23 protein-coding genes and 1 tRNA gene are annotated in these 21,267 nt (G+C 62.8%); 9 read left to right on the top strand and 15 right to left on the bottom strand.

What is annotated here, in order from left to right:
• Positions 1-20: 20 nt before the first annotated feature.
• Genes V1293_RS25675 through V1293_RS25660 form a run of 4 tightly spaced genes read left to right on the top strand, consistent with a single transcriptional unit; the run spans position 21 to position 4,990 of the window.
• Positions 21-1,088: a GTPase-associated system all-helical protein GASH gene (locus V1293_RS25675; protein ID WP_334513269.1), complete on the top strand. Its 1,068-nt coding sequence runs from the start codon at positions 21-23 to the stop codon at positions 1,086-1,088.
• 4 nt (positions 1,089-1,092) lie between these two features.
• Entirely contained in the window at positions 1,093-2,103 is a 1,011-nt protein-coding gene (locus V1293_RS25670; RefSeq protein ID WP_334513267.1) for a TRAFAC clade GTPase domain-containing protein, read from the top strand.
• The gene (locus tag V1293_RS25665) at positions 2,103-2,981 is read left to right on the top strand and encodes a TRAFAC clade GTPase domain-containing protein (protein WP_334513265.1); all 879 of its coding nucleotides are present in this window, start codon (positions 2,103-2,105) and stop codon (positions 2,979-2,981) included. The genes V1293_RS25670 and V1293_RS25665 overlap by 1 nt, the downstream gene beginning before the upstream one ends.
• Positions 2,960-4,990, top strand: a complete 2,031-nt coding sequence (locus V1293_RS25660; RefSeq protein WP_334513263.1) for a GAP1-N1 domain-containing protein — start codon at positions 2,960-2,962, stop codon at positions 4,988-4,990. Before V1293_RS25665 ends, V1293_RS25660 begins: the two co-directional genes overlap by 22 nt.
• Positions 4,991-5,121: 131 nt before the next feature.
• On the opposite strand, the gene V1293_RS25655 is transcribed toward V1293_RS25660, so the two are convergent.
• The 8 genes from V1293_RS25655 to V1293_RS25620 all read right to left on the bottom strand — a co-directional run bounded on the left by V1293_RS25655 (position 5,122) and on the right by V1293_RS25620 (position 11,380).
• A complete protein-coding gene (locus V1293_RS25655; RefSeq protein WP_334513262.1) occupies positions 5,122-5,289 on the bottom strand; it encodes a hypothetical protein in 168 nt (55 codons plus the stop codon).
• Positions 5,286-6,095 (bottom strand): hypothetical protein, encoded by an 810-nt coding sequence (locus V1293_RS25650; protein WP_334513261.1) that lies wholly within the window; start codon positions 6,093-6,095, stop codon positions 5,286-5,288. The genes V1293_RS25655 and V1293_RS25650 overlap by 4 nt, the downstream gene beginning before the upstream one ends.
• A gap of 233 nt (positions 6,096-6,328) precedes the next feature.
• Positions 6,329-7,003 carry an ATP-binding protein gene (locus tag V1293_RS25645; protein WP_334513260.1) on the bottom strand — a complete coding sequence of 225 codons (675 nt, stop codon included), beginning with the start codon at positions 7,001-7,003 and terminating at the stop codon, positions 6,329-6,331.
• Positions 7,004-7,154: 151 nt separating this feature from the next.
• A complete protein-coding gene (gene istB / locus V1293_RS25640) occupies positions 7,155-7,916 on the bottom strand; it encodes an IS21-like element helper ATPase IstB (protein ID WP_334507425.1) in 762 nt (253 codons plus the stop codon).
• A gap of 19 nt (positions 7,917-7,935) precedes the next feature.
• Complete coding sequence (gene istA / locus V1293_RS25635) at positions 7,936-9,477, bottom strand: IS21 family transposase (RefSeq protein ID WP_334507423.1); 1,542 nt, start codon at positions 9,475-9,477, stop codon at positions 7,936-7,938.
• Between the two features lie 79 nt (positions 9,478-9,556).
• The gene (locus V1293_RS25630) at positions 9,557-10,342 is read right to left on the bottom strand and encodes a DUF6538 domain-containing protein (RefSeq protein ID WP_334513259.1); all 786 of its coding nucleotides are present in this window, start codon (positions 10,340-10,342) and stop codon (positions 9,557-9,559) included.
• 122 nt (positions 10,343-10,464) lie between these two features.
• Positions 10,465-10,668 (bottom strand): DNA-binding protein, encoded by a 204-nt coding sequence (locus V1293_RS25625; RefSeq protein WP_334513257.1) that lies wholly within the window; start codon positions 10,666-10,668, stop codon positions 10,465-10,467.
• A 58-nt stretch (positions 10,669-10,726) separates the two neighbouring features.
• Positions 10,727-11,380, bottom strand: coding sequence for a hypothetical protein (locus tag V1293_RS25620; RefSeq protein ID WP_334513256.1), 654 nt, complete (start codon positions 11,378-11,380; stop codon positions 10,727-10,729).
• 80 nt (positions 11,381-11,460) lie between these two features.
• Here V1293_RS25620 and V1293_RS25615 point away from each other — a divergent pair, with 80 nt between their 5' ends.
• A complete protein-coding gene (locus V1293_RS25615) occupies positions 11,461-12,693 on the top strand; it encodes a tyrosine-type recombinase/integrase (RefSeq protein ID WP_334513254.1) in 1,233 nt (410 codons plus the stop codon).
• Between the two features lie 521 nt (positions 12,694-13,214).
• On the opposite strand, the gene V1293_RS25610 is transcribed toward V1293_RS25615, so the two are convergent.
• The 4 genes from V1293_RS25610 to V1293_RS25595 form a co-directional block, all read right to left on the bottom strand.
• A tRNA-Arg gene (locus tag V1293_RS25610) sits at positions 13,215-13,291 on the bottom strand.
• 178 nt (positions 13,292-13,469) lie between these two features.
• Positions 13,470-14,429 (bottom strand): Bug family tripartite tricarboxylate transporter substrate binding protein, encoded by a 960-nt coding sequence (locus V1293_RS25605; protein ID WP_334513253.1) that lies wholly within the window; start codon positions 14,427-14,429, stop codon positions 13,470-13,472.
• A 56-nt stretch (positions 14,430-14,485) separates the two neighbouring features.
• Entirely contained in the window at positions 14,486-14,854 is a 369-nt protein-coding gene (locus V1293_RS25600; RefSeq protein ID WP_334513251.1) for a cupin domain-containing protein, read from the bottom strand.
• A gap of 46 nt (positions 14,855-14,900) precedes the next feature.
• Entirely contained in the window at positions 14,901-15,539 is a 639-nt protein-coding gene (locus V1293_RS25595; RefSeq protein WP_334513250.1) for an RraA family protein, read from the bottom strand.
• A gap of 288 nt (positions 15,540-15,827) precedes the next feature.
• On the opposite strand from V1293_RS25595, the gene V1293_RS25590 reads away from it, so the two are divergent.
• Complete coding sequence (locus V1293_RS25590; protein WP_334513249.1) at positions 15,828-16,784, top strand: helix-turn-helix domain-containing protein; 957 nt, start codon at positions 15,828-15,830, stop codon at positions 16,782-16,784.
• A gap of 322 nt (positions 16,785-17,106) precedes the next feature.
• Entirely contained in the window at positions 17,107-17,694 is a 588-nt protein-coding gene (locus V1293_RS25585) for a hypothetical protein (protein ID WP_334513247.1), read from the top strand.
• A 151-nt stretch (positions 17,695-17,845) separates the two neighbouring features.
• Here the strand turns inward: V1293_RS25585 and V1293_RS25580 are convergent, their stop codons facing one another.
• Together V1293_RS25580 and V1293_RS25575 are read right to left on the bottom strand one after the other, a co-directional pair.
• On the bottom strand, positions 17,846-18,043 hold the full coding sequence (locus tag V1293_RS25580) for a hypothetical protein (RefSeq protein ID WP_334513245.1): 198 nt from the start codon (positions 18,041-18,043) through the stop codon (positions 17,846-17,848).
• A gap of 78 nt (positions 18,044-18,121) precedes the next feature.
• Positions 18,122-19,129 (bottom strand): 2-dehydropantoate 2-reductase, encoded by a 1,008-nt coding sequence (locus V1293_RS25575; RefSeq protein ID WP_334513244.1) that lies wholly within the window; start codon positions 19,127-19,129, stop codon positions 18,122-18,124.
• A gap of 138 nt (positions 19,130-19,267) precedes the next feature.
• Here V1293_RS25575 and V1293_RS25570 point away from each other — a divergent pair, with 138 nt between their 5' ends.
• Complete coding sequence (locus V1293_RS25570) at positions 19,268-19,831, top strand: YidB family protein (protein ID WP_334513243.1); 564 nt, start codon at positions 19,268-19,270, stop codon at positions 19,829-19,831.
• Between the two features lie 128 nt (positions 19,832-19,959).
• The gene (locus V1293_RS25565) at positions 19,960-20,238 is read left to right on the top strand and encodes a GlsB/YeaQ/YmgE family stress response membrane protein (protein WP_334513241.1); all 279 of its coding nucleotides are present in this window, start codon (positions 19,960-19,962) and stop codon (positions 20,236-20,238) included.
• 146 nt (positions 20,239-20,384) lie between these two features.
• Here V1293_RS25565 and V1293_RS25560 read toward each other — a convergent pair whose 3' ends face one another.
• A complete protein-coding gene (locus tag V1293_RS25560) occupies positions 20,385-21,167 on the bottom strand; it encodes an SDR family NAD(P)-dependent oxidoreductase (RefSeq protein ID WP_334513240.1) in 783 nt (260 codons plus the stop codon).
• Positions 21,168-21,267: the final 100 nt, after the last annotated feature.

The following is a 21,267-nucleotide window of genomic DNA, read 5'->3' as shown; positions in this document are numbered from 1 at the left end:
CTGCGCAGGAAGTCCCTGACATGGATCCAGACTTCGCTCGGTGGTACCGCGAAGTGTCGATGGAGGACAGCAAGGCGCAGGCGAGATGGGTAGGCCTTGACCTAGCGATCAAGTCGCCGACTGGGGCGACAGTCGAGGTTCTTACGCGACTGGCGTTCGATACCAAGGCGTCGGCCGGCGGATACAAGGAACCCGCGCTCGCGGAGAAGTTGGACGCATTTCACGCCGCATTTAAGGCGGCCGACGACGATTACGAGCCGGAGAAGCGTGAAAGCCAGGTGCTCGCGGCTTGCGCGCTGATCCGGCTCTTTCGGTATTATTCGCTGGCGCAGCTCGCGGTAACCGCCGCCTCCTTCGACGGCGCGCGGACACCGGCGCTGCCGATGGACTTGGTCAACTTAGCAGAACAGGCGATCGGGAGCCTCAGCACGTCCCGTCGCGTTCGGCCGGACGTCTCCAATCTGGAGGTCTCGCTGCGGGATGTCGCGTACGAGCCGGATTTCGCCGGCGTCCAGCCTGGTGATCCGCAGACCTGGAAGCCTCTCTTCGCCGGCATGAATGCCGCGGTGAACGGCTCGCTCAGCGCGGCGGCCGCCGGCGTGAATGCATCGGTCGAGAAGATGGGCGCCTATATGCGGGTGGTCGACGAGGAATTGCAGATGCTTTGGTGGTTGTTGGGCGAGCGGAGCCTCGACCTGGATCTGCCGTTCGACAAGGTCGAGAGCGCGGTGCAGCCACTGGTCTTCGCCTTGGAGCTCGCCGAGCGGACGGTATCCAGTCCGGGACCGGTGGCGATCTCGGCGCTTTTGGCCCGCTCCGGACTGAAATCGCGGGGCAAGCTCACGGTCGTATCCGCAGTGAACGCCGTGCCGGCTGATTGGGCCGCAACGACCGTGGGTCGTCTGACCGCGTCTCCGGTGACGACCCCGATCCATTTCGCGCTGGACAAGCGTGTCGAGGCGGGCGGCCCCGGCGCCTGGGAGGCGCACTGGTCTGCCCTCTCTGGTCTGGCGGCCGATGCCAGTCTTTCGCCGCTCCGGCTCGCGGAGCTCTTCTACCGCGAACACCTCTTGTTGAGGTTTGAATAGAACGATGTCCGCGACCGTTTCGGCCGAGATGATCTGTTCGAACCCGGACTGCCGCGTCTCGGTCGACAAGAAGTGCGTCGAAGGACTGACCTTCGACAAATGTCAATTCTTCGGCAAGCCACCTGCTGATCTGCAACCCTCAGACGGCGGTAACACGGACGCCGCGGCCGGCATCGACCTGGACCCCGGTGCGCCGCTGCATGCACTCCAGGCCTCCGGCGTGCTTCGTGCCTCCCGTTCGCGGGTAATCGGGATCATCGGCGCCTACGATTGCGGCAAGACGAGCCTGATGGCGGGTCTCTACGATCTGTTCCAGGAAGGCCCGATCGGCGGGGTAACGTTCGCCGGGTCGTCCACACTGCATGGCTTCGAGAAGATATGTCACGACTCCCGCGTCGCCTCGAAGAGGGGCACCGCGCATTCGGCCCGCACGAGCCGGGGCGAAGTCACCTTCTACCATCTAGACGTCCAGCGGGACGGCGAGGCCGACATTGTTTCGCTTCTGCTCGCTGACAGGTCGGGCGAGGAATACGAAGAGGTCGCGGACGACATGGCCAACGGTCATTCCATGTCCGAGTTGCGTCGGGCTGACACCGTCACCGTGCTGGTGGATGGACGTCGGTTGTGCGATCCGAAAAGTCGCCACGACGTGATCAATTCCGTGGCTCCCATCGTCCAGGGCCTGCAGGAGAGCGGAGCATTCGCTCGTCGGCCTCAGCTTGCCGTGGTGTTGACAAAGAACGATGCCCTCGTCGCCTCGGACAAGGCGGACGTTGCAACCGCCGATTTCGATCGGCTGGTGGAGACGATGGAGCGAAGGTTTTCCGAGCGGTTCAGCGTGATCCGCAAGTTTGTCACGACCGCATCTCCGACGGGAATGGCTGTGAAGAGGGGCGACGGGTTACAGGACCTGCTACTTTACTGGCTGAACGAAAGCCCGCCCGAAGCAGCCCCCGCGCCAGTCCCGATTTCTAACGACCGCGTGTTCGCGAACTTGCGCGCGAGGGAAGCCTGATGGCGATGATCGAACCGAACGTCTCGATCGTGGGCTTGCCCGGCTCGGGAAAGACCACGTTTCTTGCCGCGCTCTGGCATCTGGTCCAGAGCGGCGAAATACCGACGCGGTTGCGGTACGGTTCGATGAGCAACGAGGACTACGCGTACCTGAACCAGATCGTGAAGCTCTGGCGCAGGGCGACCGAGCAGGGGCGCACGCAGATCGCCGGAATGAAATCGATCGCCATGCACCTCGTCGATGCCGAAGGCCGCGCGATCCGGGTGAGCTTCCCGGACGTTCCCGGCGAGAACTACCGCGCGATGTGGGAGGACCGGAAGGTCGATGAAGGATTGGCCGAGAACCTCGGCACCGGAAACATCATGCTGCTGGTCAACGGCGACCGCATCAAAGCGCCCGCCTGGATAACCGAGCGTTTGCATCTTGCGGGAAAGGTGGAGAAAGGACCTGCGGAGGAGCCGGCCCGCTGGGAGCCCAGACATGCTCCGACCCAGGTCCAGTTGGTCGATCTGCTTCAGCATCTCATGCGGGCGCCTTTGCATCGTGGGGCGCGCCTACTGGCGGTCATGATCGGGGCGTGGGACCAGGTGGAGGGAGAGGGTTTGTCGCCGGTCGATTTCCAGGCGGCCAAGCTTCCCTTTCTCGACCAGTATCTGAAGAGCGGCCGCGACGAATGGACGTTCCGCACCTACGGGCTGAGCGCCCAGGGCGGCGAGTTCGACGAAAATGACGAGAACAACGCATCCGCCAAGGTGAGGACGGATGCGAACCGGCTCCGCGAGCTCGACGTTCTATCGACGCGGATACGTCTGGTCTCGGATGGTCCGGAGTCTCACGATCTCACGGAGCCCCTCGAATGGTTGATGGGCGATCAGTGACCGGCTTCGAAGTTCAGCAGACCCTTCACGGATACGGAGAAGGGCATCGGTTGCTCTCGGGATTGGCGTCGTTGCCTCCGCGCGACGCACGGACGATGCTTATCCTCAGCGACTCTGCTGTAGGCGGGGCCAAGCTTCCCGAAGAGGGGTACCTCACGGGCTATCCGCTCGCCGAGTCCGCGAAGTACGTGTTGGCCCGCACCTGGCCGGCTCCGGAGATGAAGCGGCCTGGCTGCGTCTGGACGCACTCGGTCATCATCGATTTCGCCGACCTCGCGTCACTCTCGTCCGCGTCGGCCATCCTTCGCCTGTTCAGGCGTCCGGAGGCCGTAACGCGCGAGATGTACGAAGGGCCGCTGACAGTCGGCGATCCGGCGTCGCCTGAGCCGGGCAAATTCGACTCGGATATCGCAGCCGGGCTCCTTGGTGCGCTGTACGGAAGCCCGGACAGCAAGATCGTAGGCGGCCTGGACGCCGGGCTTGACGAAGACATCGTGCTGCGAGTTTGGATGCAGCAATGGCCCAGGCTTCGGCGCAGCTTTCGCTTCTGCACGTTCACGGCTTCCGATCGCTCGACGCAGTCCGACTCTTTTGACCTCCAGCTCATACCGAACGTCTCGTCGATACCTCGATTGCGGCTTCCGAATCTCGTGAGTCCGGGCGAGGCTACGCGCGCGCCGGAGCTCGAGCCGCTGGTCGAAGATCTCCTCGATCCCGATGTCGACGGACTACGTCGGTTTCTCCGGGAGAGCGGGGTGGAAGTGTCCGAAGGACGTGGCGCGATGCGCCCGCTCTGCGCGGTGTTCGCGTTCGTTCGCGGCAGAACGTCGGACCCCGGCCTGGCGCTCGCAGCCCTTGATGGGTTGGATCGCTCTCGGGCTTCTACCACGCGACGGCAGGTCGTCAGGCGGCTGGCGCAGGACATCGACTCGGCCGGGGACTTGGGCTTCCAGATGGTCCTCGACGAAGTCCGCTCGGATCCCGAATTCGACGAGGCGCTCGCCGCGCGGGTCGGAGCGGAGCTTTGGCGGCGGGAGCCGGCTTCGTTCGTCGGCGCGTTGGTCGGGACGGATTTGTTGTCTCCGGCCACGAACGCGGCGTTGTCGCAGATCGACATGGACGACCTGATGCGGGGAATCTCTCGCGATCCAGGCACGGCGCCTGAGATCGCGAAACGTCGGGGGGATCTGCTGGTCGCGGAAGGATTCTGGACCGTACCGGGGATCGACATCGAAAGGACCATCGCCTCTAGCGAGGATAGGTCGGAGAGAGTCGTTTCGAGCCTCATGTCCTCGGTCGCGTCGGTGTCACGGTCCGCGGCCGAACAATTCCAGGGCGGAGCGATCATCGGTGCCTTGGAGAGAGTCGGAAGCGTATTGGGCCGCGACCACGTCGAGCCGTGGCTTCAGGCGTTGTTAGGTCATACGCGTGACTTGATCGACGCTTTGCGGAATCGCGAGCTCAAGTTCGCGCCTTCGATATCCCGGTTGGCGCATACGATCGATCCGGACGACCTTTTCTGCGACGAACGCGGTGATCCTTGGTTCGATGCGGTTTCCGGGATGGTCGGAGAATTGACGACGGAGGAAGACGGCCACCTTTGCGCCTTCTTGCTCGCACGCGCGCTTGGACGGCAATCGAGGGATCCGGCGGCTCTGATGCGGCTTTCGCTCGAAAAGGTCCATCGCGCCTTGGCCGGCAGTCGAATGCCTCCGGACGGATGGCGCATGCTGCGCAACCAGTTGCCTTTCGTGATGCCATGGCAGGAGTGGGACCGTTGTTGGCGCGTGCGGAGCGCGGTCGGCGCCAAGTTCGTGGACAGAAATCTCAACATTTCGGACTTTGTGAATTTGGTGGATGATCCGGAGCTATGGTGGCAAGTCGCCTCCGATACCTCGCACGGCTGGGGGGGCTGGAAGTATCTGAAGCAGGTTCAGCGTAGGTTGGAGGTGGACGGCGCCGATGATCCCGGAGGCAGGAAGTTGGCGGCGCTTCGGAGCATTCTATAGCGGAGCAACGAGACGCGCTTGGCCGGCAGTCTTTTGAATCCTTCCCGGTCGGCGGCGATATCTTGCTTGGTGTGCGCCTCGCGTTCGGCGTTTGCCGGCGGATCGCGCTTTGTAGGTCCTGTGTAGGTGCGTCAGGTTTCGCGCTTCCGCTGCTCGCGCCAGACGCGGTCGCGCAAGACGGCCTCCTTATCGCGGCCGCGTTTGCGTCCGGAACGCGGCGCTTGGCGGACGACCCCGGGCCCGGGCGAGACCATGGTCTGCACCTTCACGTTCTTCAGCTCGCGCATCTTCCTCGTCACGGTGACGCCTTCCGCGCGGGCGGCTTGGATGAGATTATAGATTTCCTCGCCGCGCATCGTGGTGCCGGATCGGCCATAACGATGGTGTCGAGCTTGATGGGGGCACTTTCCGCGTCGTCCTCGGTGGCGCCGGACCGGCCGTTCGCGACCAGGTCTTCGAGCATGGATTCGTGGAAGACCTCGCTCATGCCCGCACCGCCGGCGAGTCTGCGGTGAACCTTGCCGGGGTGGGCGCGCATGAACTCGAGCATGCCCGCGTCCTCCTCCGAAAGCGGCAGATGATAGTCGTTGTAGCGGACGAACGGCTTGCCATCGACGTACATCTGGAAATGCCAATGGGGCACCTTCGAGTGCTCGCCGCCGCCCTCATGTCCGGCAAGGTCGGTCGCGCCGCAGGAGAACGACCACTCCAGGTTCCTGTACTTGACGGTGAGCTCCAGCAGCTTGCCCGTCCCCTCGTCGGCGAGATCGTTGATGTTCTGGGCGAAGGCCTCCTCGTTGGCGACCCATCGCACGTAGTTCTCCAGCACGCCCCAACTGAGTTCCGTGGCCAGCCGCTCGATATGTTCCTTCCGGGCGCCTTCCGGCTTGAGCAGCCAGTGACGGCACGGCTTGTCGACGTCGAAACTCGCCAACGCGTCGCCGCAGAAGCTGCAGGAGCCGTTCTTGAACGCTTCGCGAAACGCCTTGTGCTGCTCCAAGGCTTCCTTACGGTTCAGTGCGTTCACACGCTCGATCTCTTCGCGTGAAAGACTTGCCATGAACTGCGCGAAGGTCTGCGCGGTCGGTCGGGAAGATCTCGTCATCGGTCCTGCGTGATCGCGTTCGTGAGATGGGACGCGATCTCATAGCTCGGTACGCGGCCCACGCTCTATTTCTTCCCGTCCTGATGCCGCTCGAGCCACTCCGCGGCCGCGCACTCCATCACCAGCGAGGCCGTCGTGTCGCACGGCGCGGCCGCCGACTGCGGGGATCGCTCCACATCGAAGCCGTCCGAGACAATTTGCCTCGTCAAGAGCCCGGCGATCGGATTTCCGTTTTACGAGGCGTTCACGCCTGTCGAGGGACCCGCTCGAAGGCGCTTCAACGCCTGACGCAAAGCATCCACGGAAATTCGGTCCTGCTTGGCACGTGCGGTAAGCCGTGCAGCTTCGTTCACGACCCAAGCGGCGTCGCTCATCGGGCGTCCGGCCAACGCGCGGCTAGTCTCCGACAGATCCAGCAAATCGTGGGGCCGCTCCTTCAACATGCCTTCCATGGCGAGTTCGACTTCCTCGGCAGTGGGATAGTCCACGAGTACCGAGTGATCGAATCGCCCGGTCCGCAGCACGGCGGGATCGAGGGCTTCCTTCCTATTCGTCGTCGCCAGCACGAGGACGCCGTTCTTGGCGGCAGCTTCGATCATTCGGAGGATCTCGGTCAATTCCTCCACCTTGTGGTCCTGGGACATAGGCCCCCGCGCCGAAGCGACGGCATCGATCTCCTCCAGGACGAGCAGCGAGGGAGCGCTGCGCTTGGCCTGTTCGAAAGCCTGCCGCATCGCGACCGCCGTCTGATGGATGAAGGGACTTCCGACCTCCCCTAGATCTAGCCGGAACGTAGGCCGCCGCAGCGCCGCGACCAACGTATCCACCGCGTGGGTCTTGCCCGAAGGGACCGACTTGAGCAATGCGTCGCGCCACTCAAGCAGATGCTGCTCGGTGACGCGGCTCATGTCGTCGCTGCCGACCCTGCGGATCAGCTTTGCGGATTCCGGGGATTGCGGCCAGGGATTCCGATTGAACGCGACCATGCGGTCCGATCGAATGCGGCCACCTGTTCCGACGAAGGCGGCCGGGGTGTCGTTGCCGGCGTGAGGAGTTGGGTCAGCTTTTCTTGGCGGCGTCAAGATTGGCACGTTGGGCAGCTATTTTTCGCATGCTGTCTCCTTTGAGGATGAGGCGGTGAGCGTTGTGGACGAGGCGATCGAGGACGGCATCGGCGATGGTCGGGTCGGCGATGACCTCGTGCCAATGCTCGATCGGCACCTGGCTGGTGATGATGGTCGATCCACGCTGGTGGCGATCGTCGACGACTTCGAGGAGATCGCGGCGCTGCTCGCCAGTAAGCGGGGCAAGGCCCCAATCATCCAGGATGAGTAAATCGACCCTCGATAGCGTCTTAAGGAGCCGCGCGTAGCGTCCGTCGCCGCGGGCAAGGGCCAGAGCTTCGAACAGCCTTGGCAGGCGATGGTATAAGACCGATCGATTATCGCGGCATGCCTTGTGGCCGAGCGCGCAGGCGATCCAGCTCTTGCCGACGCCGGTCGGCCCGGTGATGAGCAAATTTTGCTTGCGGCCGATCCAATCGCCATCGACGAGCTTGGCAAAGAAGGCGCGGTCGATGCCGCGCGGAGCGCGCAGATCGACATCTTCGACGATTGCGGTCTGCCGTAGCGAGGCGAACTTCAGGCGCACGATGAGCCTTTTGTTCTCTCGCTCGGTTGCTTCGCGATCGATCATCAGGCCGAGGCGCTGCTCGAAGGTCAGCGCGGTGACGTCCGGTTGGCGTTGCTGATCATCGAAGGCCTTGGCCATGCCGGCGAGCCCGAGAGCGGCGAGACGTTCGTGGGTGTGGTTGCTGAGCATAAGGTCTCCTTGTTGCTGGTCAGTGGTAGTAGCCGCGGCCACGGATGTTGCCGTGCTGGATGGGATCGGCGTCGGGGGTGGTGTCGGGAAGGAAGGCCTTGTCCAGGCCGGTCTTGAGGATCGAGGCGATCGACCGATAGCTCGCTGAGCCGATGCTGATCCCACGGCGGCATGCGGCTTCGAGACGTTGCGTCCCATAGGTCTTTTCCAACCGCAGGATGCCGAGACAGGATCGGAAGCCCTGCTCGGGATGCGGCTTTGTCCGCATGATCGCCTCGCACAGCGCGATCGTGGACGGACCGATCTGCTCGGCGGCGGCCAGCAGACGCGCCGGCGTCCAGAAGGCGTATCGGCGATGCGCGCTCGGCATGTGCTCGGGGATCGTGGTGTGGCGGCGCTTCACGCCCGAGCGGGCGTGGCTGGCGATGCGGGTGCCGCGATGGAACACCTCGATGGTAGCCTCGGTGGCCCGCACCTCGACGACCTGGCGGATCAGGCGGGATGGCACCGAGTAGAAGTGTCCCTGAACTTCGACGTGGTAATCCGGTGCCACGCGGGCACGACGCCATTCGGCGTACTGATAGGGCTCGGCCGGCAGCGGCATCAGCGCCGGACGATCGATGGTGTTGAAGAACTCGCGGCGGCTGGCACCGAGCTTGCGCATCAGGCGGGCGTTGAGTTCGTCGACCAGGATGCGGATCGCGACGTTCAACTCGGCGAGCGAGAAGAAGCGCCGGTTGCGCAGCCGGGCCAAAATCCATCGCTGGACGATAAGAACCGCCGCCTCGACCTTGGCCTTATCGCGCGGCTTGCGCGGCCGGGCCGGCATAATGGTGGTGCCGTAATGGGCGGCGAGATCCTGGTAGGTCCGGTTGACGCCCGGCTCGTAGCGGCTCACCACCGTCACCCCGGCCTTCAGATTGTCGCAGACGAGCGCCTTCGGCACCCCGCCCAGGAAGCTAAGCGCATCCACATGGGCGCCGATCCAGTCGGGCAGCGTCTCGCTGAACCGGGCTTGGGCAAAGGTGTAATTCGACGCTCCCATGACCGCGACGAAGATCTTGGCGGCGCGCACCTCCCCGGTGAGCCCGTCGAACACCGGCATGGTATCGCCGGCGAAGTCCACGAACAGCTTTTCGCCGGCCGCGTGGGTCTGTCGCATGGTCGCCGTGACCCCGTGGCGCCATTCGACGTAGAGGTCGCAGAACCGGCTGTATCCGTAGCCGTCGGGATGATGACCGCGGTATTCCTCCCACAGCAGCGCCAGCGTCACGCCGCGGCGGCGCAGCTCGGCATGGATCTGTCCCCACTCCGGAAGCGGCTTCGATCGCGGTGGGTTATAGCCAGCCGGCGCAAACAGCTTGCGCTCCAGCGCGGTGTCGTCGAGCTCCTCCGGTATCGGCCAGGTGATGCCGATCACCGCGGCGCGGCGGACATACTCCGCGATCGCCGTGCGGCCGATCCCGACCGATCGGGAGATCACCCGATCGCTCGCCCCACAGGCATACTTCAGGCGCAGAACTTCTCGAATCTTCCGCATCGGCAATCTCTCGGCGGGCATCAGACCTCCCATTGCGTGGACCGCAAAAGGAGGACCTTGCCCCGTTCAGATTGCCGACAACGCGCCCCGTCTCACCCTATCAACAGGGTGGCCGCCTTCGTTCGGATTGGCTGGCCGCTTTCGATCGGAATCGGTGACCGCTTTCCGTCGGAATCGGTGGCCGCCTTGCCTCGGATTCCGCATCAGCTTCTCGAAAGTACGGTTTCCATTGCTTGCGGGTGGCCGGCGAAATCTTGCGGGCTTCGCAGAACTCCGACCAGAGCGTCTCGAACTTCTGTGCCGGATTCGGAAGTTCGAATTTCGGATAGCGCGCGGCTTCGTCGTTGGGCTTGTAGTCGCCCTCGGCGTTGCGGATCAGTTCGCGCGTCGCATTCTCCTTGGCCGCCACGTACGCGCGTACGAAGGCCTCCAGCCGCTCGCCGACGAGGAGGATGCCGCGCTTCCGCAGGAATGCCTGCGCTTCGCCGCCGAACGTCACGCGGAGATGCATCGCCGGCGAGCCGATAGGCGGACGCTTCCTGCGCTCGGTCTCTTGCAGCGATTGCTGCCAGTCGATCGCCCGGCCCGGTTCGTCGCCGTGCGTCGCGATCATCTCGGCGTAGAACTCCCCGGCGAGAGCGACGATCTGCCGATGCGACAGCTGGTCCGGTGGCGTGCCGACGAGGTTCGCGCGCCATTCCCTCTCAAGTCTCAGGTTGGCTTCCGCGCAACGCAGGATCGCCTCATCCAAATCCTTGGTCTTCAGGCTGAACTTGATCTTGGTCGGCATGCCGAATCTGCGGTACGCCGCCGGCACGCGGCGGCGGAACCAGTAGAATTCCGAACGCGGATTTACCCACGGCTCGATCATGCGAAAACGGCTCACGGTGACCACCTGCGTGTACCACCGGACTTTTTCGGAAAGCCTTATTTTATAGGTTAAGTTGGAGTTTCAGCGGCTTGGGAGGCTTCGTGGCGGAGAGGGAGGGACTCTCACCCATCATGCGTTTACATTGCGGGTGGATCCGAAGGTCGGTCGGCTTCCGACTCCTTGGCGTCGACCCACGCCACCAACGCACCTTTTCGAGCCCAAAGAGCCTGGCCGACCTTGAAGGCGGGAAGGCCGTGGGCTTCCCATGCGTGATAGATGCGACGGGTAGCATCGGGATCGCCGAACATGAACATCGCAATGGCTTCAGCGCCGACGAGCAAGTCCAACTTGTCAGACTGACTAGGCGCCCCCCCTGTCACGACTGCTTGGGATGAAGATTTATTCTTTGGCACCGGAAACCCCGAATGCGTTAGCGATCTTGCGGAAGGCCCGTTCATTGCAGCCGCCGCTTTTCCACGAAGGCCCCTCCCTGTGCGAGGTGCCTTTTTGTCTCGCCATTCGTGGGAGCGAGTAGGTCCAACTCTCCGAAACGACGCCCTCGACACGCACGGAAATGCTTGCGTAGTACTTCGGGTAGTAAACGATAAATTCGGCCGTCAACTCGAAGTCCCTGTGGGGAAGGTGCTCTGCCCACCTCCTTTTGAGCTCTTCCTCACGAGCGAACATGTCGAGGAGGGCGGCGATGCCTTCCTGCACGTTATGCCCCGGCTTAAGGTGAAGCAGGCCATTGCGATCAAGCCATGGATAGAAGCGCCAACCGTTTTTTTCAGGCGAGCGAAATGCCTGCCGGACTCCATTCAGGTCCGCCAAGCCTTTTACGGCCTCACTGCTCTCCTTTACTCGCTTGGCGGCAAGAACGGCGCAAATCAGGTTGGCGCCATCCAAGAGATTCATCTGCGGGGCCGTTATTCCACGCCCTCCTTTTGTAAGGACGCCAGCCTCCCGAAGGTTGCGAGCATGATGGAAAACTTCGGTTCGTTCCCAGTGCAGAGCGGTGGCAACGATGTCCACCAGCTCGACGGACGTCGGCATTAACCAAACCCCTTTATTCGCTTCGCCAAACCTCGGCGATACTCTAAAGGTATAAAATACTTTTAGATCGGTCAAGTGATATGGCGAGCATTCGAAAGCGGTTCCTCAAGGATGGAACGGTTGCCTGGCAGGTCGACTACAAGGACCTGAAAGGCAAACGGCGTCACAAGCAGTTCAACAAGCGGCATAAGGCCGATGAATGGCTCGTCCGTGCTCGCGCCGAAATCGCCGAAGGTACCCATGTGGCCGCGCGCGACACAATTACGTTCAAGCAGGCGGGTGAATCCTGGATCGCAAATTGCCGCCGCCGACGTTTAGAAGAAACGACGATCATTTCCTATCAGCAGCACCTCGACGATCATCTCTACCCGTTGTGGCAGGACAAGAAGCTGAACGAACTTACCAACGTGGTCACGCAAACACTCTATGAGGATCTGCTAGAGGGCGACCGGACTCTGGACATGGTTCGTCGCGTGCGTATCGACGCTGGCGCGGTGCTCAACTACGCAAAAAGCAAGGGCTGGGTTGGCAAGAACGTCATCTATGAGACGCCCTTCGAGTTCTCGAAAAGAGGTTCGAAGCGCCCCGAAATGCCCACGATGGAAGAGGGGCAGCGAATGATCGTCCTCACGGTGCAGGCGTGGCAGGATTGGCTTGCGTTCGTTTTAGTACTCGTGTTTTGCGGGCTCCGCGCCTCGGAGGTGCGGGCACTTTCGTGGACAGACGTCGATTTCGCGAGCGATACGATCACCGTCCTGCGCCGTGCTGACCGCTGGGGTCGTATCGGACAACCGAAATCCGCGGCTGGCACACGCACGATTCCGATTCCACAAGCCGTACGCGATGCTCTGATCGCCTGGAAGCCGCGATGCCCTTCCAGCGAACTAAACCTCGTTTTTCCGTCAAGCCGGGGGACTGTTCAGAACCAAAGTAACATCATGAACAGGTTTTTCAGGCTTATGCAGGTCGAAGCGGGCATCTACATTGAAGTCGTCAAGCTGGACAAAGACGGGAGGAAGATCGTCCGGAAGAGAGCCAAATACGGTTTACATGCTCTCCGCCACTTCTGCGCTTCGCTCTGGATCGAGGCAAATTACAGCGCAAAGCGCGTTCAATCCTATATGGGTCACGCGTCAATCGTGCAGACTTACGACACATACGGATACTTGTTCGATCTCAGAGACAACGACAAGGAGGCGTTGAAGCGCGTCGAAGTGCGGGTCATGAACGGAGTGATAGGCCCGCAGGAAACTCATCAGGAAAAGAGGCCTGCTAACCCTGTAGCGGGGGGAAAACAAGCCGCACAGAAATAGAAAAGAGACAAGCCGATATCAGGCGCTGCTATTGCCTCTTCTTCGCCGTCCGGACAGACATAACTATTGGAAGCGACGCTGTAGATGGCGAAATGATTTTCGCCGAAAACATCTACGCGATACCCGGATCAACTCGAAACACTCACCCGCCGGTCCCGCCCCAGTTTATGCCTCGAACATAGTTCGGTGCCGCGCGCCGTGGCGCGCGCATTTACCGTAGCCGCGCGGCAGCGTTGGCGTGTACGGAACGCGCTCATTTTGGCGACCTGTCTGTACCTGTTTCTGGGGCCTCGATGTGACTGCAACCTTCAGAACGATATCGGGACAAACCTCGAACATGTTGGCGGTCCGCGTTGCATCCGCGTTGCATGGAGCAGATTGTCCGCTGTGTAACTCCTTGTAATTACACGGAGTCGGCGGAGCCCACGGAATCGATCATGCAACGCGAATTTTCGGGGGTGAACAAATTGCGGACGGCTAAGAAACAGCTGATTTTATTGGCTAAATCGCGAAGCGCGCGATGGCGATCCCGGGAAGACTCGAACTTCCGACCTACGGTTTAGGAAACCGTCGCTCTATCCGGCTGAGCTACGGGACCGCGAACCCACCAGGCAGGCAGGTGTCGGATGCTTCTTACCAAAGCGAGCGTAGCATCGCCAGCCCTCCGGAGCGGCCCGCAGGCCACACGGGTTCCGGGTCGAAAAGACGCCGGGACAGGATCAGAGAAGGCAAAGAGCCGTCCACCTACGGCTCCGGTTGCAACCGCGGCAACTGCCCTACGCCTTGATATTATTCTCCCGCACCACCTGGCCCCAGATGCTGACCTGCTTGGCGAAGAACGTCGAGAAATCCTTGCCGTCGGCGAGCAGCAGCGTCATCTGCTGGGTCTCCTGCAATTGCGTCGCTACCGCCGGCTCGCTCAGGATCTCCTTCACCGATTTCGCCATGCCGGCGATGACATCGGGCGGCGTGTCCTTGGGCGCAAAAACGCCCCACCAGGCCAGCGTTTCGAAATCGGGGAAGCCGGCTTCAATGGCGGTCTGCGTATCCTTGAGCACAGCCATCCGCTCGCGACCCATTTGCAGGATGGGACGCAGCATGTTGGTGCCCAGTTGCGCCGTGATCAGCGCCGCCGACCCGATGATCATGTCGACATGCCCGCCGAGCACATCGTTCATGGCCGGGCCGCCGCCACGGTAAGGCACATGCGTGATCTCCACGCCGGCTTTCTTGCCGAGCACCGTCATCGCGAGATGGCCGAGCGTGCCGATGCCGACGGAAGCATATTTCACCGCGCCCGGGCTTGCCTTGCAGGCGGCGACGACGTCGGCAAAGGTCTTGTATGGCCGCTCGGCGTTTGCGGCGAGGACGTAAGGCGCGGTGCCCACGAGAAACACCGGCACCAGATCCTTCTCGACATCCAGCCCCGGCTTTTCGAGGATCGAGGGGATGACCGCGTGCGAGTCGAAGGTCACCAGGAACGTCGCGCCATCAGGCGCGCTCTTGGCCACCTGCACGGCGCCGAGCGAGCCGGCAGCACCCGATTTGTTCTCCACCAGCACGGTCCGGCCGAGCCTGGTCTGCAAATGAGACTGCAACAGCCGCGCCAGCGCGTCGGTGGAGCCTCCCGGCGGGAACGGCACCACCAGCGTCATGTTCTTTGCAGGTTGCGCCAGCGCCGGCGTGACCGCGAACGCGGCCGACGCCGCAAGCAGATTGCGTCTGGTAATCTTCACCAAGTGTCTCCTCCCGATTGTGGCTGCGCTTTTTTGTTTTTGTTCGCAGACTTCTCTTAAGTGCCGAAGCCGGACCCGGCCTTTTTGTACTCGGGCCGCGGCGGGCTGAAGATGTCAAGCACGCGGGCGCCGTCCGGTCCAGCCCGCATCGTGTGCGGCACATTCCCCGGCGTGCGCCAGAAATCGCCTTTCCTGACCGGAATCTCCTCATCTCCCTGAACGCGGATGGCCGAACCATCGAGCAGCACGCCCCATTGCTCCTCGGGGTGATGATGCAGGGTGCCTTGCGCGTGCGGCGCCAGCGTCACCACCGAGAGCATCGCATGCTCGCCGGAGAAAATACGCGTCGTGACGCCGGATGCGAGTTCGCGAAACAGGCCGTCAGCCGGGTTGTCCAGATTGTGAAATTCGCTCTTCTGGCTCATCGTTCCTCCGTCAAGCGCCCATGGCGCACCGATCATGACCTGTCCGTCAGGATTTGCCGTAGCTGCCCTGGTAGCGGCCTTCGCGGATCGCGAGGAGTGTATCCTCCTCGCGCGCGATCTGGGCGCGGACCGCCTCCAGCACCGTGGCCGCGATCGCCGCGGGAAACGACACCACGCCGTCCTCGTCGCCGACCACGATATCGCCAGGCGCTATCACCGCGCCGCCGATCGAAACCGGCACGTTGATTTCACCCGGGCCGCTCTTGTAGGGCCCGCGATGGATCGCGGTGCGCGCAAAGCAGGGAAAGTCGGACGCAGCGAAAGCCGCGACGTCACGGATCGCCCCGTCGATCACATAGCCAGCGGCGCCGCGATATTCAGCAATGTTCTTCATGATCTCGCCGACCAGCGCCCGCGTCTCGTCGCCGCCGCCATCGACCACGATCACGTCACCGGGCCCGACCAGTTCCAGCGCCCGGTGGATCGCAAGATTGTCGCCGGGCCGCGTGCGCACGGTGAAGGCTGTGCCCACCAGCTTGCTGCCGCGATGGAACGGCCGCAGACCGACGGCGCCCGGCAGGCGGGCAAGGTTGTCGCTGATCACAGAGGTCGGCGCGCCCCTGAACGCCTCAATCAGTTCAGGCGCGGGCTTCGGCACGCTCGTCATGGCTGTGGTGATGCTCATAAGGACAGTTTCCCCCTGGCGGCAGTGGCGTGGCCCGTCCCACCGGTCCGGATTCGCCGCCACATGATGGCTTCGCTTGCCGCACAACAATTAGCATTCCGCTTGAGCAGGTATAAGGGATTTGGATGGGTCGGGGCGATCAGTCCCCCGGCCCCCGCGTAACGAGGTCTCAAAGTTCCTGGCGACCGTGAAGGCCGCTTGAAATCTTCACGCCGGCCACACTTCTTAACATGGTCTTAACCACGCCGGTCGAGGGTGCCACCGTAGATTCGCGCCGGTCACCTCACGATGCAGTTCCAGAACCTTACGCCTTCACTGGCGCTTTCGATCACGCAATTTTCCGACATCGACGCCTTCCGGCCGGTCGAGTTTGTCGCCGATGCGCGCAGCGTCCCGCTGAACCTTGCGAATTTCCATACCGCGCGTGCGATGGTGCAGTTGCCCTCCTGCCAGATCGCCGTGCTCACCTCGTTTCCCCGCATTGTCGATGTCAGCTACCGGGCGGCGCATGGCGTCATCATGTTCCAGTTGGAGGACCGCTACGAGGTGTCCGTCAACGGCATGTCCGTGAACCGTCCGGCCTTTATCGGCATGCGCGGCAATCTGGATTTGCAGTTCGCCGAACCCCGTGGATCGCTGCACGCGATCGTCACCCTTGGCGCCAGCCTGCAAGATCGCGAATGGTTCGATACGCCGGACAAGCTGTGCCCGTTCACGCCAGACCCCGACGCCCTGGCGACGGTCAGATCCGTCACGACAGGCATTTTGCAGACGGCTTCCGCCAGACCCGAGCGGTTGCAGGAGTCGCGATCGGCGCTTGCCATTCAGGAAAGTCTGCTGCTCGCCATCGACGAAATGTTCCGCCGCAGCAGGCCACCGGAAGTGGCCGGCCGGCTTGCAAGCAGCAGCTACTGCCGCCTCGTTCGCATGATCGACGACTATGTCGCGTTTCATGCCGCCTCGGCGATCTACAGCGCCGACCTCGCCGAACAATGCGGCGTGTCGGTCAGAACCCTGGGCACGGCGGTGACGAGCGTTCGCGGCATGAGCCTGCATCGCTATTTGCGCCTCAAGCAGCTTTGGTCGGCCCGCGCACAACTCGTGAAAGGGTCCGACGCCATCACCGTGACGTCGTGCGCCCGCGCCAACGGCTTCCATCACATGGGCGAGTTTGCAAGACTCTATCGCACAAGGTTCCATGAAACGGCATCGCGGACATTGGCCCGCGCGCGAGGGATTGACTGATTCTTGCCACAATGTGGCCTGCTTATCCGCTCGCCCACGGATGGTGCGGAATCAGTCGTTGCAGCATCGTGTGCGCAGCACGCCTTGTCGTTGAGTTTATTTAATGATTTTCAACGACATAGCGCTGTGTTCCATTGGTCACATCCACTGGATAGAGTCACAACGACAGCGGGAAAATCGTGCGATTTCGGCGTGACAGCGCTGCCAAAATGATGACAATCGACTCAATCAAAGTTCCCTAGAGAATTCGACTGGAGAATACCGTTCCGTGATCGCCTCACGTGCATCTTCGTTTGCTATTGCGACCATCGGGAGCCTTGTCGTGCTGGCTCCCGTGCGCTGCGACGCGCAGTGGTGGCGCAGCGCGCCTGTCGATTTCGAATCCTGCGCCGATCTGGCCGAGAGGGCGAAGACCAAGGAAGAAAAGACGGCGAAGCTCGCCGAATGCAACGCGAAATTCGCCGGCCGCCGCAAGCCCGGCGGCGGCTACACCTATTACGATTTCATGCAGGACCGCACCTTCGACATCGCAGGCCCCAACCCGACGCCGGAAGAGCAGAAGAAAATCGACGAGCAATATACCGCCTACCTCGAGCGCGAGCGGCGCAGCCACATCGCCGCGGCGCTGGCGGCCAAGCAGCAACAGCCAGAGCCGCAGCCAGCACAGGGATTACAGCAGGTCTCGCTGCGCAGCGAACAGGCCTCTCCTCCGCTGGGTGAAACCGAAAAGGTGCCGGTGCCGGTGGCAAGTCCGGTCAAGCAGGCCGCACGCATCAAGGCTGCCCAATGCGCCAAGAACCAATTCTCGTGTGAATGGCCGCGGCTTTCAGAGAAAGTCAACGAACTGAAAAAGCTGTTCAACCCACAGCAGCCGCAGCAGGCGGCGGCCGCCAGGCAGAAGAAGGGCTGATATTCTTCCGTCGTCCCTGCGAACGCAGGGATCCATAGCCACCGGCCGTCGTTGCGACAGAAGGTGTCGGCCACTCTGCCTTATCGATAGATCACGCGGTATGGGTCCCTGCGTTCGCAGGGACGACTTGAGGGAGTGGTGGCGGGCGGCATCAATGCGCGCGTGGCTTCTTGCCCCGGCGCGGTTTGACGACCGGTGCCACGACCGCCCGCGATGCTGCCCTCTGCTCCTGCAGCCGCGCATCATAGCCCGGCGATGGCGTAGCCGTCGGCGGCACCGCCTGGGCGGGTGTCAACGACGCCGAGCCGGCAAGGACAGCCGCCATCAATGCCAGACCTGTCCGTTTCATTCGCTTCTCCCTCGAACGCACGTTCGATCTGTGCTGGACCGGCGCCACTCTAGGCCAGGCCGGGCGCGCTCTGCCAAATCAATTCGCCGCGCGAATCTGCTCCGGCGTCAGGCCGGGCGAGCCGTTGGCCTCCCGCTCGGCTTGCCGGATCAGTTCCACGACCCGGCGCGACAGCGGCGCCGCGAGCCCGCGCCGCTCGGCGATCTCGGTGATGACGCCCTGCAGATAATCGATCTCGGTGCGACGGCCATGTTTCAGATCTTCCCACATCGACGAGCGCGCCTCGGGATCGATCTTCATCGTCCGCCCCAGCATCGGCTCGAAGATGAAATCGGGCAGGCGCAGCAGCGGCGGCATCAATGCAGGCGGGATCGGCGTCGGCGAGACCGGCTTGATGCCCTCGGCGCGGATCGCAACCAAAGCTTCCGCCAGTTGATCGGCGAATAATCGCCGCCATGGCCGTGAGCTGAGTTGCCGGCGCAGCGGCAGGTCGGCCAGCGCGTTGAGCGCGTTGTTGAGATTGAGCAGGAGCTTGCCCCATTGCACGCCGTCAATGTTGTCGGTCGGCCGTATCGTCAGGCCCGGGACCGACAGCTTCTCCGCAGGTAGCGCCTCGTCCTGCTCGATGACGATGTCGCCGGAAGTGGCGCGATGAAACCGCCCGTTGCCGAGCGCGATTACGTTGAACGGCACCATGCCGCCGAGCACGCGCCGCCCGGGCAGGCCCTGGCGGAGGACGGCGGCATTGCCGACGCCGTTTTGCAGGCTGACGATGACGGCATCTGATGGTGCGTGCTTGGCGATGATGTCGGCCATGGCAGCGGTATCCGCGCTCTTGACCGTGACCAGCACGATGTCGGCATCGTCAAAAACGGAAGGATTTTCCGACAATGCGAGCTGATCGCGCCGGATGGTCTGGTCAAGACCTTCAAAACTCGTCGGCCGCAGGCCGTCTGCTTCGATTTCAGCGATCACGCGCGGACGCGCCAGCAACGCAACGCGGCGGCCGCCAGCCGCCAGCATGCCGCCGACGAAGCAGCCAATGCTGCCCGCCCCGGCAATACCAATCGTTTGGCCCGAAACCATTCGCCACCCACCGCGTTGCACCGGGCTTCAAATAGCAGAGCGCGCGGACCGTGCCTATCGCAGGCGCTCCCGTCCGCTCCTTGTAACCGTCATACGCCACCGTTATGTTTCACGCGGGGCTGCGCAGAGGAGACAACCATGGGTTTACTCGACGTACTCAACGGCATGCAGAACGGCCCGCGCGGCCCGAGCACCCCCAGCGAACAATCCAGCGGCGGCGGAATGTCGCCCCTCACCATGGCGATCCTGGCGCTGCTGGCCTGGAAAGGCATCAAGCATTTCAGCGGCAACCAGACCGGCTCGGCACCGCAACCAGCGCCCGCGCCCGGCAATGTGAACGCCGGCATGGGCGGCGGCGGGCTGAGCGACATGCTCAAAGGCGGCTTGGGCGGACTGCTCGCGGGCGGCGCGGCCGGCAGCATCTTGAGCGGCGGACTCGGCGATCTCATGAAGCAATTCCAGCAGCAGGGCCTTGGCGATAAGGCGGACTCCTGGGTCAGCAACGGTCCCAACAAGCAGATCGCGCCCGGCGACCTCGCCAACGCGCTCGGCGCCGACCAGATCAACCAGCTAGCGTCGCAAAGTGGATTGTCGCGCGAGGAATTGCTGCAAGGTCTCAGTCAGTATCTGCCCGACGTCGTCAATCATCTGACGCCGGACGGACGGCTGCCGGACGAGAACGAACTGTCGGGCCGGATTTGATGCCGCGTCATAGCGTTTTCGAGCGAAGTGGATTCCGGTTCGCGTGAAGAAAACGCGTCAAACAAGAATCTAACGCTGCGCTCGCGCGCCGCGCCGCTTCACCATCGATGCATTGGAAAGGGACAAAAATGGGCGGCATCATCTGGATCATCGTCGTCGGCTTCGTCGCCGGCATCATCGCGCGCATCCTTTCGCCGGGCCAGAACAACCCGAGCGGCTTTATCCTGACCACGGTGCTCGGCATCGCCGGCGCGTTTCTGGCAACCTGGATCGGCCAGGCCATCGGCCATTACGGCCCCGACCAAGGCGCCGGCTTCATCACCGCCACCATCGGCGCGCTGGTCGTGCTGTTCATCTGGAACAGGCTGGTGGCGAGGGGCATGATTTCCGATCCGGGGAACAGGTGACGGTGTAGCCGTCATCCCGGGGCGATGCGAAGCATCGAACCCCAATGTGCAATTGCACATTGTGGGATCTCGAGATTCCCCGATGCGCAATTGCGCATCTGAGGTCTGGTGCTAACGCACCATCCCGGAATGACGGCCTCCAACAATCACAGCACCAGATGCATGCCCGCATCCATGCGGACGAACTCGCCGGTCATGTTGCTCGACGCGGGCGACGCCAGGAAGCACACCAGTTGCGCGATGTCCTCGGCGGTCGAGGCGACCTTCAGCGGCACCTTCGCCACCACGGCGTCGCGCACCGCCTTGGCGCCGGCCTCGCCGCGGCCCTTGGTGAACCAGGGCGTATCGATATAGCCGGGACACACGGTATTGACGCGGATCAACGGCGCCAGCGCGCGCGCCAGCGACTGCGTCATGGTGTTGAGCGCGCCCTTGCTCGCGGCATAGGCAACCGAGGAGCCGCCCCCGGAGATGCCGGCAACCGACGACACATTGACCACGGCCGACGGCAGGGCTGATGCTTTCGCGCCGGCCTCGAGCAGCCCGCGTGCCGCACGGATCATCTGGAACGGCCCGATCGTGTTCACCGCGTAGATGCGCTGAAAGTCCTCCGCCGAAAGCCCGTCGAGATCGTGATGCGGCACATGCTTGGTGGTGCCGGCATTGTTAACCAGCACATCGAGACGGCCCCAGGGTGCGGCGGCGGCAGCAATCTTCCTGCAATCTTCATCGCGCGACACGTCGCCCTGCACCACCACGACTTCGGCGCCGGCGCTGCGGCAGAGGTCGGCGGTCGCTTCAGCTTCCGCCTTGCTGTTGGAATAGTTGACGACGATGCGCGCGCCGCCCTTGGCCAGAATGGCGGCGGTGGCGGCCCCGAGGCCCGAGGCAGAACCGGTGACAATCGCGCACAAACCATCCTTCGACATCCGCATTTCCTCTTGTTGCTTTTGGCTGGGTTTCGAACCGCCCGTGGACAGGCTTCACCGCTACCATATCCCGCGATCAACGGCGTGCAAACTCAGGAAA

This window comes from Bradyrhizobium sp. AZCC 1693, from assembly GCF_036924745.1.
In the GTDB taxonomy this organism is placed as follows: Bacteria; Pseudomonadota; Alphaproteobacteria; order Rhizobiales; family Xanthobacteraceae; genus Bradyrhizobium.
The sequence above is the reverse complement of the archived record's forward strand: the minus strand, read 5'-3'. Positions and strand labels throughout refer to the sequence as shown.